The organism is Rhodococcus sp. PML026, from assembly GCF_000963615.1.
GTDB lineage: Bacteria > Actinomycetota > Actinomycetes > Mycobacteriales > Mycobacteriaceae > Rhodococcoides > Rhodococcoides fascians.
The window spans coordinates 895689-911403 of the sequence record NZ_KQ031373.1 but is presented as its reverse complement, the minus strand read 5'-3'; the positions used below and the strand labels follow the sequence as shown (position 1 = coordinate 911403).

The window sequence follows — 15715 nt, the reverse complement described above, 5'->3', positions numbered from 1 at the left end:
CGTTCGACCCTACCGGGGCACCGCCGAGGATCGGGCGAGAAATGCGTCCAGCAGCGCCGAGCACCGCTCACGAGCTGCAGCTTCGGAGTCGGCAATGTCCTGCCTGATCTGGTGCACGTCCACCGCGTGTTCGACGCCGTCGCGGTCCCACGCGGCCGCCCATGCATCGTAGGTGTCGAGGTCGATCTCGGGGTGGAACTGCAACCCGAGGTGCGGGCCGCAGACGAAGGCCTGCTGCGCAGCCGCGTTGCGGGCGATGACCGTGGCCTCCGGCGGCGCGACGAACGTGTCGCCGTGGAATTCCATCCACGGGCCCGAGGCGACGAGCTCGGGATCGGAGGTCTCGACGTCGACGAATCCGTACTCGGGGTACTCGGACTTGCGGACGGATCCGCCGAGCACGCGAGCAAGCAACTGGCCGCCGAAGCACACACCCAGAACCGGGACCTGCGCATCGATCGCCTGCTGCACGTACGCGATCTCCGGCGCGAGCCACGTCAGGGTGTCGTCGTACGCAGCGTCGGGTGAGCCCATGACCACGACCACCTGCGCGTCGGACAGCGTCGGTGGTGCGACATCGGGACTGTGGTCGAAGGAATGCACGTCCAACAGGAAACCCCTGGTGCGCAATTCGGCGGCGAGGGTGCCGATATCGCGACGCGCCAGGGACGGGTCCCGGTCGTGGACGAGAACTACGGCGCGCGGGTCGTTCGGGTATGTCACAGGGCTCCTTTACGGTGTTCGTGCACACCGTACGACAGACTGGATCCGATGCCACCTCGTAAACGCACTGCCCGATCCACCACTGCCCGCACCGTCAAGGCCGGGCAGAGCAGCGCTGCGCGAAAGTTCGCGGCTGCGAGAAACGGTGAGCCTGCGGCGAAGAAAGCTGCCCCGAAGAAGGCCGCACCTCGCAAGAGAGCAGCCCCGCGCAAGACCTCGCCCCGTAAGTCCGCCGCCCCCGATCTTCGGGTGCCCGATCCCGGCGAGCGCGTCTGGGTGTTGGACGTGCCGTTCGAGGATCGGTCCGCGGCGGGCGCAGCGGGGGCGCGCTGGTACCCCGGACCGCGCGTGTTCGCGTATTACGGAACCGAACTGCCCGAGTACCTGCAGCCGTACGAATCGATGCCGTACAGCCTGCAGCGGTGGCTCGAGGACGACGCGAACGACAGTTGGCGCGACGAAGAGGTGCGCGAACGGGCGATGCAGCCTCGCGACACCCAACTCGAATCGGTCCGACGCCATCTGGCCGCGCTCGACGCCGGCTTCCCGTACTTCGCGCAGATGGATTCGACGGGTCTGGGTAAGACGTTGGCCGTGTGCGAGGCCGTGCGGCAGATGTCGGCCGCCGAGATCGGCACGGTTCTGGTGGTGGCACCCAAGGGTGCGCTGCCGGGGTGGCGTCGCACCATTGCAGACAGCGAGGCCGACATCGAGCCGTCCGACCGCAAGCGTTGGTTGCTGATCACCTATCAGTCCACCAAGAAGCTGCTGTCGGTTCCCCCCGAGACCGATCTGGGCAAACGTAAACGGACGCAGAACAAGCGGACCATCTCGCTGGGAGAGCTGCGGTTCGACATCGACGTGGTGATCGCCGACGAGTCGCATGCGTTGATGAACATCGAGTCGCAGCAGTCGCAGATCCTCTGGCGGTATCAGGAGGCGGCTCGATCCGTCGTGTGGATGTCTGCCACTCCCGGCTATCAGCCGCTGCATTTCGCGTACATGGCCCGTGCCGTGGAACGCAGCCGCGGCGTCGAGATCCTCGGTGACGACGAGTATCTCGGCTATGCCGTGACGATGAAGTGGGCGGAGTTCCTCATCGAGTCCGGCTTCGCCGTCAAGGCAGGCAAGGCGACGACGGGGTTGACCACGTGGCGGTGGGAGCCCGAGGACGCGACGAAGCGAGCCCGCGACATCGCGTCTGTGCACGGCTGGTTGTCGGGAGGCGCTGTGCCGTGGTCTATTTCGCGGCCGTCCCCACCGACGCCGCGGGAGCCCCTCGGTCAGGAACTCACGGCCGCGCAGAAGCGGCTGTACAACTCGGCGTGGGTGGACTACCGCAAGGAAGTCGGCCTGCCGATCTGGAAGGCCGTCGGCGGAAAGCGAGTGCTGCAGAAGAATCCGAGTACCCGTGCGGCGACGCTGCGATTTCGCCAGAAGTGCTCGTACCTGCGCATTCCCGCGTCTGCGGATCAAGTCCGGACGTGGGTCAAGGCAGGCAATCAGGTGTTCGTCTCGATGTTCTACCGCGAGTCGGTCGCTGCTCTGGCCCAGACACTTCGAGACGAGGGGCTCGAGGTCGCCGTGGTCGACGGGAGCATGAGCAGTCCCGAGCAGGAGGCGTCGATTCGCCGATTTCAGACCGGCGACGCGTCGGTCATCGTCTCGACCACCACGAGCGCGATCAACCTGCACACCAACGAGTTACTGCTCCCGGAGGGGACGGTCTCCACACTCGCACCGCGCGTGACGCTGATTCACGATCCTCGGTGGACACCCATCGACATCAGGCAGATCGAGGGCCGCGCCAACCGCATCGACAAGGACCACAACCACACCACGTCGACCTGCTACTACGGCTACGCCGAGGGCACCGTCGAGGAGGAGATGGTGCTCACCGGGATCGAGCGCATCGCGGATCTGGGATCGATCGTGGGGCAGGCGGATCTGATCGATCCGGAGGCTTTCCTCGCGGCGAAAGTGGATGCCGGAAAATAGCGACAATTGTGAGCAATCGTCCACGCGCCCGAGTAGGTTCGGTCCCATCGACAATTCGTCGATAGTGGGCTCACTTTGGCACCAGGAGTAGTCATGATCGTTCTCGGAATCATCCTCGCCCTCATCGGCTATTTCGCCGGCATTTCAATTTTGACGACTATCGGCATCATTCTGGTGGTCGTCGGCGCGGTTCTGACGTTGCTCGGTTCGATGGGGCGCGCAGTCGGTGGCCGCAAGACGTGGTTTTGACATCCACGTTAGAACATACGTTCGATTTCTGTTAGTCTGAGCGGGCCCCCGGAGTTGGCGATGCGGCCAGCGGAGCCACTTCGGGCGGTCCAAATCGGGCGGTAGACAGTGTCGAAGGCGGTTGCGCGCGATGGCATCCGACGAGCGCGACACCGACCCGGTTGCCGGCTCGCTCTACCGCGTCGGCGATCGGTGGGCAGAACGAGCACCTACTCACTGCACCAACGGCCATCCGCTTGTCGCCGGTTCGGTACTGGTGGGTTCGCGTGCTTGCTCGTGTGAGCGGGGGCATCACCGTACCCATCAGTGCCAGAGGTGCAATCTCGTGCGGTTCACCCCAGAACTCGGTGCCACGTGCAGCGACGCCAGCTTCGATTCTCGCGCGGCGCGGTCACGTCCGGCGATCGTGGACAATCGGGGGCATGAGCAACAGTGAAGCCGTCGTCGACCTGGTGCAGCTGAGGCACGATTTCACCCGCTTCATGATGAGTTACAAGTTCGGAATCGACGAACTGATCACCAAGATCAACATCCTGAAGCAGGAATTCACTCACATCCACCGCTACAGCCCCATCGAGCATGTCTCGTCGCGACTCAAGACGCCCGAGAGCATCGTCGACAAGGCTCAGCGCAAGAAGTGCGCACTGACGCTCGACGCCATTCGCGAGAACATCTTCGACGTCGCAGGTGTCCGCATCACGTGCAGCTTCATCTCCGACACCTACCGCATCGCGGACATGCTCAGTAGTCAGACCGACGTTCGAGTCGTCGAGGTCAAGGATTACATCGCGAACCCGAAAGCCAACGGCTACAAGAGTTTGCACCTCATCGTCGAAATTCCGGTGTTCATGTCCGATCGCGTCCAACCGGTCCTGGTCGAACTCCAGATCCGCACGATTGCCATGGATTTCTGGGCGAGCCTCGAGCACAAGATCTTCTACAAGTACCGCGGCCAGATTCCGCCCACCCTGTTGGCGGAACTGACCGAGGCCGCCGAGACGGCCAACACGCTGGACGAGAAGATGGAAAGCCTGCACGACGAGGTGGAGGAACTGAACGGCGACTCCGACAACTCCATCACTCTCGGCGCGATGCCTCCGATGGCATTGCCTCCCGAGCTGCTGCACATGTTGCTCACCGCGCAGGCCGAAGCAATCGACCCGGACTGACGATGCCTTCGAAGAACGTCAACCCCGCTGCTCGACGGCTGAGCAGCGGGGTTGTCGGTTCGTGCCTGCGTTATCCGATATGTACCGGGGTGTCGCCGACGGGCAGGTCGTCTTTCTTCGCGCGGACGAGCAGCAACACGACCGGGCTCACCAGCGCGACGAGGATCGCGGCGGTACCGAATGCCCAGGCGTAGCCGGAGACCTCGGCCGAGAACGCGTGGTCGATGGTCGCGAGCACGAAGTTGCGGATCGGCTCCGGCAGCGCGGCCAACATCTCGTCGCTGGGCACTTCCTGGCCGGCGAGAGCTTCCGCGGGAACTCCGGCGGGCGGAGTCGGTGCCGGATTCTCGGCCAGGTACGAGGTCTTCGACGAGGTGTAGACGGTGGTGAACACCGCAGCACCGAGTGCACCACCGACCTGCAGGGTGGCGTTGATCAGCGCCGATGCGGCACCTGCGTCGTGATCGGGAACGCCGATCAGTGCGACGTTCTGCATCGGAACCATCAGCAGACCGAGGCCGAGGCCGAGCAGCACGACGCCCGGCAGGACGTGCGTGAAGTACGAGGTGTCGACGCCGATCTGGGTCAGCAGCAGCAGGCCGACTGCGGACACGACCGGACCGACGGCCATCAGCGGCTTGGGTCCGATCTTCGGCACGAGCGCAGAAGCGAGCGCGGCCGTGATCAAAATGCCGCCGGTCATCGGCAGCGACGCGACGCCGGCGATGACCGGGCTCATCTCCAGCACGATCTGGAAGTAGAACGTGAGGTACAACGTGCCACCGAGCAGGGCAGCGCCGATGACGGCCGAGCCGATGTACGCGGCACCGCGGTCACGGTCGAGCAACACACTCAAGGGCAGCAGCGGGTTGGCGGACTTGGACTCGACGACGACGAACGCGGCCAGCAGAGCGAGGCCGAGCGCGATGAACGAGATGGTGGGTACCGTCGCCCAGCCGTCTTCGGCCTCGGTGAAGCCGTAGACCAGCGAGGCCAGACCGAGAGCGACGAGGATCGCGCCGGGCAGGTCGTAGCGGGTGTCTCCGTGAGCCTTGCTCTCCTTCACCAGCGGCACCGCTGCAGCGATGGCGAACACTGCGACCGGGATGTTGACCAGCAGGCACCAGCGCCAGTTCGCGTATTCGGTGAGCACTCCGCCGAGGAGTAGGCCGACCGCTGCGCCGCCACCGGCAATGGCGCCGAAGACGCCGAACGCTTTGGCGCGTTCCTTCGTGTCGGTGAACGTCACCGTCAGGATGGCCAGTGCTGCCGGGGCGAGCAGTGCAGCGAACACACCCTGGCCGGCGCGCGCGATGAACAGCTGCCAGCCTTCTTGGGCGAGTCCGCCGATAGCGGAGGCAACGGCGAAGCCTGCCATGCCGACGATGAACGAGCGCTTGCGTCCCCAGTAGTCGGCGATGCGTCCGCCGAGCAGCAGCAGTGCGCCGAACGACAACGCGTAGGCGGTGATGACCCAGGCGCGGCTGCTGTCGCTGATGCCCAGGTCCAGCTGAGCCTGCGGCAGCGCAATGTTGACGATCGTGCCGTCGAGCACGATCGTGAGCTGCGTGATGGCGACGATGCACAGCACCAGCCATCGGCGCTCGTAGTTCGGATTCAGATCCGGCGCTTCGCGCTCGGAGAGCTGCGACATGTTTCTACCCCACTCGTACTCGTTGATTCTGGGCACGAAAAATGTCCCGAGCAAAAAGGTAGGCGACCCAGAACCAATAGTCAAACGAACTAGTTGGTTGGGGGTATGGTGACCGCCATGAAACCTGACGCCAGTGCGACCCGCGCCCGCATCGTCGTCGCCGCCCGGGACGAGTTCTCGGTACACGGGCTGGCTGGGGCCCGCGTCGATCGGATCGCGGCCGCAGCCAAGGCCAGCAAGGAACGTCTGTACGCGTACTTCGGGGACAAGGAAGCCCTGTTCCGGGCCGTCGTCGAGGACGGGTTCGCGCGGTTCATCGACGAAGTACCCTTCGCCGTCGACGACCTCGGCGGATACGCAGCGCGCGAATACCTGCACCTCGCTGCGCATCCCGAGGAGCACCGCCTCCTGCTGTGGACTCAGCTTCAGGGCGGTATGGCGACCTCGGGCACCGACGACATCCACTCGGTCATCGCCGAGCGACACAGGGCCATGGCCGACGCCCAGCGAGACGGACTGATCTCCGACGCCTTCACCGTCGAGGATCTGATCACCATGATGTTCGGCATCACTTCGGCGTGGATGACCGCGCCGAGCCCGCACTGCGAGCCTGCCGACGACGCCGAAATTCAGCGTCGGGCGTCGAAAATCGAAGCCGCCGTGCGTCGACTCTGCGCTCCGTAGCGCTGTCTATCGATATCTAGCTTTGACGCAAGAGTGCGGAATAGTGGGGTAGCGGCCGCCATTTCCGCAAACGCGCGCGCGTTTGCCAGACGCGCACAAAGTAGACACCGATCACGTCGCTATTCTGCGCGCATCTGGCAAGTGCGCTCGCGTTTGTCACCCCGGTCGGCTGCGTCCTCGACCGCACACACGCGGGACGCCCCACCACGATGAGTGCACGTGGTGGGGCGAGTCTCGAACTACGGCCGGCATCTACGCCGCACTACACCGGGAGTTTCTCGCGTCCGGTTTCCTTGATGGTCAGCACCGTGAGTACGCCGATCACGCAGACACCCATGACCCAGTAGGCGGGTGACATGGCGTTGCCGGTCGACTCGACCAGTTGAGCGGCGACGTACGGTGCTGTTCCGCCTGCGGCGATGGTACCGATGTTGAAGCCCAACGACACTCCGGTGTATCGAACTGCCCGAGGGAACAGCTCGGTGAACGGTGGGAACGCGGGTACCTGCACGACTCCGTTGAGAACCATGTAGACGAAGTACACACAGCCCACCACGATGATCGACGACGTCGCGCCGAGGATCATGAACACCGGCAACGCAATGACGACATACGCAACGTAGCCGCTGAGCAGTACCGGTTTACGCCCGAATCTGTCGGTGAGCATGCCGCTGAGCGGGAAGGTGGCACAGGCCAACGCAATTGCGATCGCCGATGTCCAGTAGACCGAGTCCTTGGAGAATCCGAGGTCGTTGATCAGGTACACGCTGAAGTACGTCAGACCGATGTAACCGGATCCGTTCATCGCGATCGCAATTCCGACGACACGTAGCACCGACCACGGCTGCTTCTTCACGACATCGCTCAACGGGCTTTTCGCAACCTCGTTCTTCGCCGCCATTTCCTCGAACTCCGGGCTGTCTTCGAGCTTCAGCCGCACTCGAAGACAGACGAATGCCAGCGGGAGAGCAAGCAGGAACGGAATGCGCCAGCCCCACGACGACATCTGGTCGTCGGTGGTGATGAGGGCGACCACTCCGACAACGGCTGCGGCGACCGCGAATCCGAGGGTGGAACCGATCGGCGTGAACGATCCGAAGAAGCCGCGACGGTTCGGCGGTGCAGACTCTGCGATATAGGTTGCTGCACCGCCGATTTCACCTCCTGCAGAGAATCCTTGGGCGAGTCGGATGATGACGAGCAGAATCGGTGCCAGCACGCCCACACTCGAGTGTGTGGGCAGCATTCCCAGGACTCCACACGCGATACCCATACAGACCACTGTCACGACCAGAGCCTGCCGACGGCCCTTTCTGTCGCCCAGGCGGCCGAAGAAGATGCCTCCGAGCGGACGTGCAACGTATGCGACGCCGAATACTGCCAGGGTCGCGAGTATGGATACGCCGGGGCTGGTGGACGGAAAGAACAGTGGCGCAATGACTACGGCGAGAAATCCGTAGACGGCGAAGTCGTAGTACTCGATGAGCGTGCCGACGCCACCGGCGAGCGCGGCACGGCGCGCGGTGGTGGTGTCGACTTTCGGTGCGCTGGTGACCGCAGAAGGCTGGTCGACGTTCGTCATCGCGCTGTTCCCTGTCCTGTGAGTGGTTGCTTGCTTCGGTGTTCGGCCAGAAGTAATTCGTACGATCCGCCGGCCTCGATGACTGCGACAGTACGAGGGCTGGGCGCACTGCCCACCATCGATCGACCGTCGGCGGTGGTCAATGCTGCTCGTCGCCAATCGAGTTCGACGGCGTCACCGGTGACGACCGCGCCGGAGACTTCCGGAATGGTGATGAGGGGTACCCCGTTGAACGTCTCTCCGCGCCAGAATCCCGGCGAGAACGACTCGGCCACGATGGCCTGGATACCGGCGTTGCGCAGAGCCACCATCGGCGGATAGTGCGGGTGGCCGTACCCGAAGTTGCGGCCGCCGACGATGATGTCGCCCGACCGAACGCGATCGACGAAACCCGGATCGTATGCGGTCATGCAGACCGACTTCAGATGCTCGGGATCGTACGACTTGATATTCGCAACGCCGACAACGAGATCGATGTCGAAGTCGTCGCCGAAGACCCAGGCAACTCGGCCGGAGATGACGTCGGGCGGGGGTGGGTAGGCGCTCACGAGCCCACCTGCTGGATGGTGCCGGCCAGCGCGCTGGCGGCGACGGTGTACGGAGAACCCATGTAGATGTTGGCGTCGGAGCTACCCATCCGGCCGGAGATGTTGAGCACGCCGGTCGATATGCAATTCTCGCCCGCCGCCAACGGCTTCTGATAGCCGAAACAGAAGTCGCAGCTCGACACTGCAATGTGTGCACCCGCCGCGCGCAGTACGTCGAGCAGCCCCTCTTGCTCGGCCTGATCGTGCACCTTCTGCGACGTGGGCACGACATTGAGCTCCACACCGGGAGCCACGGTGCGTCCGTCGAGCACGAGTGCCGCGGCCCGCAGATCCTCGATTCGTCCACTGGCACAGGATCCGATGAACGCCTTGGTGATCGGAGTGCCGGCGAGTTCGGCTGCAGTGTGGGTGTTGGCTGCACGCGCCGAGCCGGGCTGCACGACCTGCGGCACGACCTGGGCGAGGTCGATGGTGTGCCGGGCTGCGTAGGTCGCATCGGAGTCTGGGTGGACCGGTGTGAACGACTGTCGCGCAACATCGTTGGCGTAGGCGAGTGAGGTCTCGTCCGGTTCGAATATCGCGGACACGGCTCCGGTGAACATCGCCATGCCGCACAATCCCTGCCGGTGATCGATTTTCATCGACCGGGCACCGGGGCCGCCGAATTCCATCACCTGGTGTGCGCACCCGTCTGCCCCGACGAGGTCGATGATGGTGTGCACCAGATCGCGGCTGTCCACCCCCGGCGCGAATTCTCCGTACAGGTCGAACCGAGTGGTCGCCGGAATGTCCACGTAGAGTTGGCCGGTCACCCATGCCTCGATCAGATCTCGGCGGATACCCCAGCCCAACGCACCGAACGCGCCGATTCCGCTGATGTGGCCGTCGAAGTGGACGAGGAAGTCACCGGGGATGGCCAGGCCGAGTTCGGCGGTGAGTTGGTGTCCGATGCCGCGGCCCTCGTGCAACTCGATTCCGTAGTACTCGCACCAGTCTCGGGTGACCTGGTGTACTTCTTGTTCCCGGTCGTTGCGCTTGGTCAACATGTGATCGATGAAGACGACGTACCGAGACGGGTCCTCGAGTGAGGTGATACCGAAGTCGTCGCGCATCTGCCGGAACATCACATCGGTGTACCCGGGAAAGTCGTACGCGATCATCCGCGCCGGTCGTACCGCATGGTTCTCACCGGCACGCACTGGGTCACCGCCACAGGTCCTACCGAGGATCTTCTCGACCATCGTGAACGCGGCCGATGTCATCGGTTCGCCTCCGCAGGAAGGTACTTACGCTGCTGCGCTTCGACTTCGGGAAAACCGATGAGGTCCACGAACTCGTGGTGCTGCAGCGCGTCGGCACTGACGTCGGCGGGAGCTTCGCCTGCGGCCAGGCGACGCAGAGTCTCGCGTGCGGCACCGGTTGCGGCCATCAGCACCTGAGTGGGCAGCAGGGCCAGCCGTACTCCGATCTGTGCCAGAACCTCCGGAGTGAACTCCCGCTCGGTCCAGGTCGACGCGGTGAGCGTGGCCATCAGCGGAACCCCGACCGCTCGGTGACAGTTCTCCCACTGCTCGACGGTCTCGAACGTCTTCGTCACCGGCATGATCATGTCGGCTCCGGCGTCGACGTAGGCCTGTGCGCGCATGATCGCCTCGTCGCCACGTGCGTCGGTGCGTGCGATGAGCAGAACGTCGTCCGGCATGGAATCACGCACCGCCCGAACCTTGCCCGACGCCTCCTCGACGGAGATCAAGTCCACCGGCTCGCCAACGCAGATCGGGCATTTCTTCGGCGACAGCTGGTCCTCCATGAACACACCCTGGACGCCGGCCTCGGCGAACCGCGTCGCGGTGCGCGCGGCGTTGACGGCGTTTCCGTAGCCGGTGTCGATGTCCGCGACGAGGGGCAGAGACGATGCCTCGCGAATGGTCCGGACGGCCTGCAGGTTCTCGGTCATGGTGTAGAGCTCGGCGTCGGGCAGTCCGAGCGCAGCCGATACGGCGAAGCCGGACGCGCACAGCGCCGAGAAGCCCGCCTGCTCGGCCAGCTTGGCCGTCAACCCGTCCCAGACGCCGGGCGCATACACCAGGCCTTGTTCGGTCAGGCCTCTCAAAGTCATCGTCACGAGCACTCTCCGTTTCGTATTGCGGAACGCCTTCCGAATTTAGAGTGGCTCGGATCACAAGTCAATACCCGTGGATCGATAGCGCATCGCGCGTCGGTTCGTAGGATGGCGACGACGCTCCACCCGACCGGAAGGAACAACTCGTGGCAGTTCCCACCGAGTCCGACGCCCAGGCCGGCCGCGACATCGTCGGTGCCGTCGTGAAGGCATGCGCTCTGCTCGACCATTTCGACACGACGCATCCTGTGTGGACGCTCAACGACCTGACGACGGCGAGTCGAATGAACAAGACGACCGTGCATCGCCTGATGACGACGTTGATCCATGCCGGCTGGGTGGACAGAACAGCGGAGGGTTCGTACCGGATCGCCATGCCGGTGTTCGAGATCGGATCGTCCGCGTTGACACAGCTCGACATCCGCGGTGCCGCCCAGCCGTATCTGTCGGACATCGCCCAAAAGTTCGGCGACACCGCCTATCTGATGGTTCCCGCTGACGAGGGCGCGGTGTGCATCGACCGCCACGAGGGCAGCAATCCCCTTGTGGTAGCTGGCATTTCGATTGGATCCGTTCTTCCGTATCACGCCACGGCCGGGCCGATGGCGATGCTCGCGTTCTCCGCTCGCATTCGCGACCGCTGGCTCGGCGGAGAGCTTGCTGCATACACGAGCCGAACACTGACGTCACCAGACCAGTTGATGGATCATCTCGACCGGATCCGAACGCAGGGATACGCGCTGAGCAACTCCGACTACCTGGCCGGCGTCGCGGCGGTGGGCGCACCGATTCTCGGACGCGACGGGGTGGTCGTCGCGTCGATCAGCGTCGGCGGCCGCGTGGAGACATTCGAGGGCGACGCCTTGACGGACAAGGTGGAGACGATTCTCGCGGCGGCGCGCAGCCTTTCACGTGTCGCAGAGGCTCTACCTGCATCGAGTCAGTAGCTACACGAGTATTCGCTCCTCTAGCTTCGATCCTAGAGAGACGAATACTCAGCTACCGACGCGCTCGATGAGTTTCATGGCGTCGAAGGGTGCGTAGCCCTTGATGTCGTTGTCGAAGTACACGAAGACGTCCCGGCCCGCCGACGTCCACTCGGAGATCTTGGTGGCCCATCGATCGAGAGCGTCGTCGGTGTAGCCGCTGGCGTACAACTCTTCGTCTCCGTGCAGTCGGGCATACATGAAATCCGCTGTGGGGGTGTCGATGTACGGGTACTTTCCGGCGGTGTCGGCAACCACGATCGCAATATCGTTCTCGCGCAACAGTTCCACTGCCTCGTCGGAGGCGAAGCTTGCATGTCTGGCCTCGATACAGTGCCGCAGTGGCCGAGACGACGCAGCCGGCAACAGCACTCGATCCTCGGCCAGTTTGTCGTCCCGCGACTCCGCCAGAGTTACTGCTACAGAGACAGTTCTGGGCAACAGGGCGCAGAAGTCCGTCATCTTCTGCGCGTCGAACTCGAGATTGGGTGGGAGCTGCCACAAGAATGGCCCCAGCTTGTCACCGAGGGTGAGGACCCCGGTGGCGAAGAAGTTCGCCAATGCCGACTCGACGCCGACGAGCCGCTTGATGTGCGTGACGTACCGCCCACCCTTGATGGAGAACACGAAGTCATCCGGAGTCTCGTCGTACCACTTGGTGAAGCTCGACGGCTTCTGCATCGCATAGAACGTGCCGTTGATCTCGATCGACGTCAGGTGCTCGGACGCGTACCCGAGTTCCTTGCGATGCGCGAGACCGCTCGGATAGAAATCCCCTCGCCACGGCGCGTACGTCCAGCCGGAGATACCGATCAGAACCCGAGGGCGATGCTGCGCGGACATGAGCCGACTGTAGACGGGCAGTAGCGTCGGACTCGTGCGATCAGACCCTCGACACGTCCGGATTTTGACGTACCTCTTCGCCGCAGTCTTCGCCTACGGCACAGCGGTTCACTTGGTGCAGCTGGCCGGCGGCGGGGAGAACCCCTACCCGGGCACACCCGCGGTGATCGCGTGGTTCTTCGTTGCGCTCGTCGTCCTCGATCCGCTTGCGGCGGTTCTCATCGCACAGCGCAGACGGATCGGGTTGCTGATCGGTTCCACGACATTGGTGCTCGATGCCGTGGCCAATGCCGTCGTGAACTACCCACTGCACGGCCCGTCCGAGGGTGTGACGGCAGGCCTTATCGGCCAGGCTGTGGTCACCGCCCTAGCAGTGACCCTCGTCTTTGCAACTCCGCGGCTCTGGCGCTGGTATCGGTAACCTCGATGGCATGAAGCGCCCATCGGCATTCGGCTCCCTGGCGCTGACCTGTGTGCTGCTCGCCCTCACCGGCGCCGATGCGGCTGCCGAGCGCCGCGACCAGCCGACGCCTCGCCAGGCGGCTGCGGTACCGGGGATCGGATTGACGACGGTGCCCGCGGCGATCACCACGTCCATGGTCGCGGGTGTCGCAGACGCGCCGAATCCGCCGACTCACGAGGTCGGTGTCGAATCGTCGACGACGGAGATGCGAACCTCGGGGTGGGACGAATATCCCTACCTCCGCTACACCGCTACGTTCGCGCCGGGTACGGACACGGCGACGCTGACGTGGTCCGGCAGATCGGTGAACACCAACGATCTGGCGTTGCATGTATGGGACGAGTCGGGCAACACGTGGGGTCCGGCCATTGCCACGGCCGACCCGGTTGCGCCCGGCGGTCAGGTGGAACTGAATGCCGAGATCTCCACCGAGAGAGGCACTGTCGAAGTACTGGTCATCGACAACCCGCGTGCAGATCGTTCTTTCGCAGAAACCAACGCGCGCCCCGACAGCAGCTTCGCCGATCCGAGCACGTACGATTTCGCGCTTCAGCACATCACCGACACGCAGTACATAGCCCGCGACGATCCCGGTGTGTATTCGGAGATGACGCAGTGGACCGCCGACAACGCCGACGAGCTGAAGATCGACTACAGCATGCACACCGGCGACCTGATTCAGAGCTGGATCAGCCCGGGGCGTCCGGATACTCAGGCGCGCAAGGAGTTCGAGGCCGCCAGCGAATCGATGCAGATCCTCGAGGATGCGGGCATCGCCCACGGCGTTCTGCCCGGTAACCACGACAACATCTGGAACGTTGCGGGCAAATTGGTCCCGGGGGAGCACGAGAAGAACCACGCGCTCTACAACGAGTACTTCGGCCCTCAGCGTTATCGGGATCAACCCTATTGGGGCGGTTCGTTCACCGACGAGGACAATTCGGCGCACTACGACCTGGTCGACATCGCGGGTGCCAAATTCTTGATGCTGTACATCGGCTACAACCCGCCGGAGAAGGTCATGCAGTGGGCCGAACGAGTTCTCGACGAGAACCCCGACCGCAATGTCGTCATCGGCACGCACTACTACCTCGACGAACTCGGCGAGAAGAAACTGATGGGGTTCGGCGACATCGGGTCGAGCTCCGGCCAACAGATCTGGAATCGACTGGTCGTTCCACACGAGACCGTCTTCCTCGTCCTGTCCGGGCACGTCGACGGCCAGGTCGCGGTCGTCGACGAGCACGTGGGAGAGACCGACCGCACCGTCGTGCAACTGCTGGCCGACTACCAGTACTTCGAGGTCGACGGCGAACGCAGTACCGGCTTCCAACGTCTGCTCCAGTTCGATATCGACGGCGGCTCGATGGCCGTCACCACCCATTCGCCGTCCCTCGACGCATTCGACGTCGAGAGCTACGACATCAAGAATCGATACGGCCCCGAAGACGGCGAATTCGTCACCGACTTCACGTTGCGCGCCGACGTTCCCCGAGCCGTGATCGCAGACTGACTGGCACGGCGCTCGGCATCGGACCATAATCGGTTTTCATGCAGTCGGGTGGGCGAGCGTGGGTACTGACGCTGGTCGCCGCCGGTGTCTGGTTCCTCGCCACGCCGCTGAGTCCCGGAGTGCTGAGTCCCGGAATGCTGAGTCCCGGGATTGTCGGCACCGACGTCCAGCTGCAGGCCCCCGCGGTCACGTCCGTCCCCGTCGTCGAACCGCCCCCGCTCACTCTCGAGGACCTCTCGGCGCGAGTGAACCCCACCGTCGTCACGATCTCGGCCACGGCCGGCTACTCCGGCGTCGCAGGTACCGGCTTCGTCGTCGCCCCGGACGGCCTGGTGCTCACCAACTTTCACGTCGTCGAAAACGCGACCGAGATCAGCGCCGTGCACATGGGCAACGGACTGATCTACGACGCCACCGTGCTCGGTTACGACAAATCTCGTGATCTGGCGGTCATGCAGTTGATTTCCGCGGCCGACCTGCCGGTGGTCGAGTTCGCTCCGGACTCACCTCCCGAGGTGGGGGATGCGGTCACTGCCGTCGGGAATGCCGCTGGCGCAGGTGTTCTGGTGCCTGCCCCGGGTGCGGTGACGGCTCTGGATCAGCAGGTGCGTACCCGTAGTTCGGTGGACGGTTCGCGGAACACTCTGGATCGGATGATTCGAGTCGATGCCGATGTGCGAGCGGGTGATTCGGGTGGCCCACTGTTCGATGCCTGGGGTCGTGTGGTGGGCGTCAATACAGCGGGCCTCTCGGACGAGGCGCGCACCGGCTCCGAGAGCAGGCCTCCGCAGGCCCCCGAGGCGTATGCGGTTCCCATCACGGAGGCTGCTGCCGTGCTCGATCAGGTCGTCACGGGGCAGTCCGGCGGGACGGTTCATGTGGGTCCGACCCCGTACTTCGGGGTGTCGGTGCGAGATGTGTCCGTGTTCGACAACAAGCCGGCGATGGGTGCCGAGGTGGTGACGGTGGCTACCGATTCTCCGGCCTCGGCAATCGGACTGTCCGGCGACGATGTGATCGTCGCCTTCGACGGTGCCGGTGTCGGTTCGTCCTCGGATCTGGCCCAGGCCCTCATCGGACGGCACCCCGGTGATGTCGCCGTCGTCGAGTGGGTCGATCCCCAGGGCGTACGACGTTCCGCTACAACGGCTTTGACGGAAGGAACCCCGGCTGCCTGAGCG

15 protein-coding genes are annotated in these 15715 nt (G+C 64.1%); 8 read left to right on the top strand and 7 right to left on the bottom strand.

Going from position 1 to position 15715, the window contains the following annotated elements:
• Window positions 1-9: 9 nt before the first annotated feature.
• Entirely contained in the window at window positions 10-723 is a 714-nt protein-coding gene (locus VF34_RS15055; protein ID WP_032382432.1) for a type 1 glutamine amidotransferase, read from the bottom strand.
• A 48-nt stretch (window positions 724-771) separates the two neighbouring features.
• Here VF34_RS15055 and VF34_RS15050 point away from each other — a divergent pair, with 48 nt between their 5' ends.
• From VF34_RS15050 to VF34_RS15040, 3 genes are all read left to right on the top strand, one after another.
• A complete protein-coding gene (locus VF34_RS15050) occupies window positions 772-2721 on the top strand; it encodes a helicase-related protein (protein ID WP_045841600.1) in 1950 nt (649 codons plus the stop codon).
• 93 nt (window positions 2722-2814) lie between these two features.
• Complete coding sequence (locus VF34_RS25320; protein WP_094611554.1) at window positions 2815-2970, top strand: DUF6131 family protein; 156 nt, start codon at window positions 2815-2817, stop codon at window positions 2968-2970.
• A gap of 422 nt (window positions 2971-3392) precedes the next feature.
• Window positions 3393-4139, top strand: a complete 747-nt coding sequence (locus tag VF34_RS15040) for a GTP pyrophosphokinase (RefSeq protein ID WP_027495176.1) — start codon at window positions 3393-3395, stop codon at window positions 4137-4139.
• Window positions 4140-4209: 70 nt separating this feature from the next.
• Here the strand turns inward: VF34_RS15040 and VF34_RS15035 are convergent, their stop codons facing one another.
• Window positions 4210-5829: an MFS transporter gene (locus VF34_RS15035; protein ID WP_230591034.1), complete on the bottom strand. Its 1620-nt coding sequence runs from the start codon at window positions 5827-5829 to the stop codon at window positions 4210-4212.
• Between the two features lie 81 nt (window positions 5830-5910).
• On the opposite strand from VF34_RS15035, the gene VF34_RS15030 reads away from it, so the two are divergent.
• Entirely contained in the window at window positions 5911-6477 is a 567-nt protein-coding gene (locus VF34_RS15030) for a TetR family transcriptional regulator (protein WP_032368008.1), read from the top strand.
• A gap of 262 nt (window positions 6478-6739) precedes the next feature.
• Here VF34_RS15030 and VF34_RS15025 read toward each other — a convergent pair whose 3' ends face one another.
• Genes VF34_RS15025 through VF34_RS15010 form a run of 4 tightly spaced genes read right to left on the bottom strand, consistent with a single transcriptional unit; the run spans window position 6740 to window position 10726 of the window.
• A complete protein-coding gene (locus VF34_RS15025) occupies window positions 6740-8059 on the bottom strand; it encodes an MFS transporter (RefSeq protein ID WP_045841599.1) in 1320 nt (439 codons plus the stop codon).
• Window positions 8056-8607 carry a 3-isopropylmalate dehydratase small subunit gene (locus VF34_RS15020; RefSeq protein ID WP_045841598.1) on the bottom strand — a complete coding sequence of 184 codons (552 nt, stop codon included), beginning with the start codon at window positions 8605-8607 and terminating at the stop codon, window positions 8056-8058. The genes VF34_RS15025 and VF34_RS15020 overlap by 4 nt, the downstream gene beginning before the upstream one ends.
• Window positions 8604-9869 carry a 3-isopropylmalate dehydratase large subunit gene (locus VF34_RS15015; RefSeq protein WP_442970661.1) on the bottom strand — a complete coding sequence of 422 codons (1266 nt, stop codon included), beginning with the start codon at window positions 9867-9869 and terminating at the stop codon, window positions 8604-8606. Before VF34_RS15015 ends, VF34_RS15020 begins: the two co-directional genes overlap by 4 nt.
• Window positions 9866-10726 (bottom strand): isocitrate lyase/PEP mutase family protein, encoded by an 861-nt coding sequence (locus VF34_RS15010; RefSeq protein WP_027495170.1) that lies wholly within the window; start codon window positions 10724-10726, stop codon window positions 9866-9868. Before VF34_RS15010 ends, VF34_RS15015 begins: the two co-directional genes overlap by 4 nt.
• A 149-nt stretch (window positions 10727-10875) precedes the next feature.
• Here VF34_RS15010 and VF34_RS15005 point away from each other — a divergent pair, with 149 nt between their 5' ends.
• On the top strand, window positions 10876-11676 hold the full coding sequence (locus tag VF34_RS15005; RefSeq protein ID WP_032382426.1) for an IclR family transcriptional regulator: 801 nt from the start codon (window positions 10876-10878) through the stop codon (window positions 11674-11676).
• A gap of 48 nt (window positions 11677-11724) precedes the next feature.
• Here VF34_RS15005 and VF34_RS15000 read toward each other — a convergent pair whose 3' ends face one another.
• A complete protein-coding gene (locus VF34_RS15000) occupies window positions 11725-12558 on the bottom strand; it encodes a DUF72 domain-containing protein (RefSeq protein WP_045841597.1) in 834 nt (277 codons plus the stop codon).
• Between the two features lie 34 nt (window positions 12559-12592).
• Here VF34_RS15000 and VF34_RS14995 point away from each other — a divergent pair, with 34 nt between their 5' ends.
• The 3 genes from VF34_RS14995 to VF34_RS14985 are packed head-to-tail and all read left to right on the top strand — an operon-like array spanning window position 12593 to window position 15712.
• Entirely contained in the window at window positions 12593-12979 is a 387-nt protein-coding gene (locus VF34_RS14995) for a hypothetical protein (RefSeq protein WP_032373492.1), read from the top strand.
• Window positions 12980-12989: 10 nt separating this feature from the next.
• A complete protein-coding gene (locus VF34_RS14990; protein ID WP_045841596.1) occupies window positions 12990-14534 on the top strand; it encodes a metallophosphoesterase in 1545 nt (514 codons plus the stop codon).
• 38 nt (window positions 14535-14572) lie between these two features.
• Window positions 14573-15712 (top strand): S1C family serine protease, encoded by a 1140-nt coding sequence (locus tag VF34_RS14985; protein ID WP_052062932.1) that lies wholly within the window; start codon window positions 14573-14575, stop codon window positions 15710-15712.
• Window positions 15713-15715 lie beyond the last annotated feature (3 nt).

Excerpts from the sequence above, each read along its gene's own strand:
- VF34_RS15050 (WP_045841600.1), top strand. The coding sequence starts at position 772 with ATGCCACCTCGTAAACGCACTGCCCGATCCACCACTGCCCGCACCGTC.
- VF34_RS25320 (WP_094611554.1), top strand. The coding sequence starts at position 2,815 with ATGATCGTTCTCGGAATCATCCTCGCCCTCATCGGCTATTTCGCCGGC.
- VF34_RS15040 (WP_027495176.1), top strand. The coding sequence starts at position 3,393 with ATGAGCAACAGTGAAGCCGTCGTCGACCTGGTGCAGCTGAGGCACGAT.
- VF34_RS15030 (WP_032368008.1), top strand. The coding sequence starts at position 5,911 with ATGAAACCTGACGCCAGTGCGACCCGCGCCCGCATCGTCGTCGCCGCC.
- VF34_RS15025 (WP_045841599.1), bottom strand. The coding sequence starts at position 8,059 with ATGACGAACGTCGACCAGCCTTCTGCGGTCACCAGCGCACCGAAAGTC.
- VF34_RS15015 (WP_442970661.1), bottom strand. The coding sequence starts at position 9,869 with ATGACATCGGCCGCGTTCACGATGGTCGAGAAGATCCTCGGTAGGACC.
- VF34_RS15010 (WP_027495170.1), bottom strand. The coding sequence starts at position 10,726 with ATGACTTTGAGAGGCCTGACCGAACAAGGCCTGGTGTATGCGCCCGGC.
- VF34_RS15000 (WP_045841597.1), bottom strand. The coding sequence starts at position 12,558 with ATGTCCGCGCAGCATCGCCCTCGGGTTCTGATCGGTATCTCCGGCTGG.
- VF34_RS14990 (WP_045841596.1), top strand. The coding sequence starts at position 12,990 with ATGAAGCGCCCATCGGCATTCGGCTCCCTGGCGCTGACCTGTGTGCTG.
- VF34_RS14985 (WP_052062932.1), top strand. The coding sequence starts at position 14,573 with ATGCAGTCGGGTGGGCGAGCGTGGGTACTGACGCTGGTCGCCGCCGGT.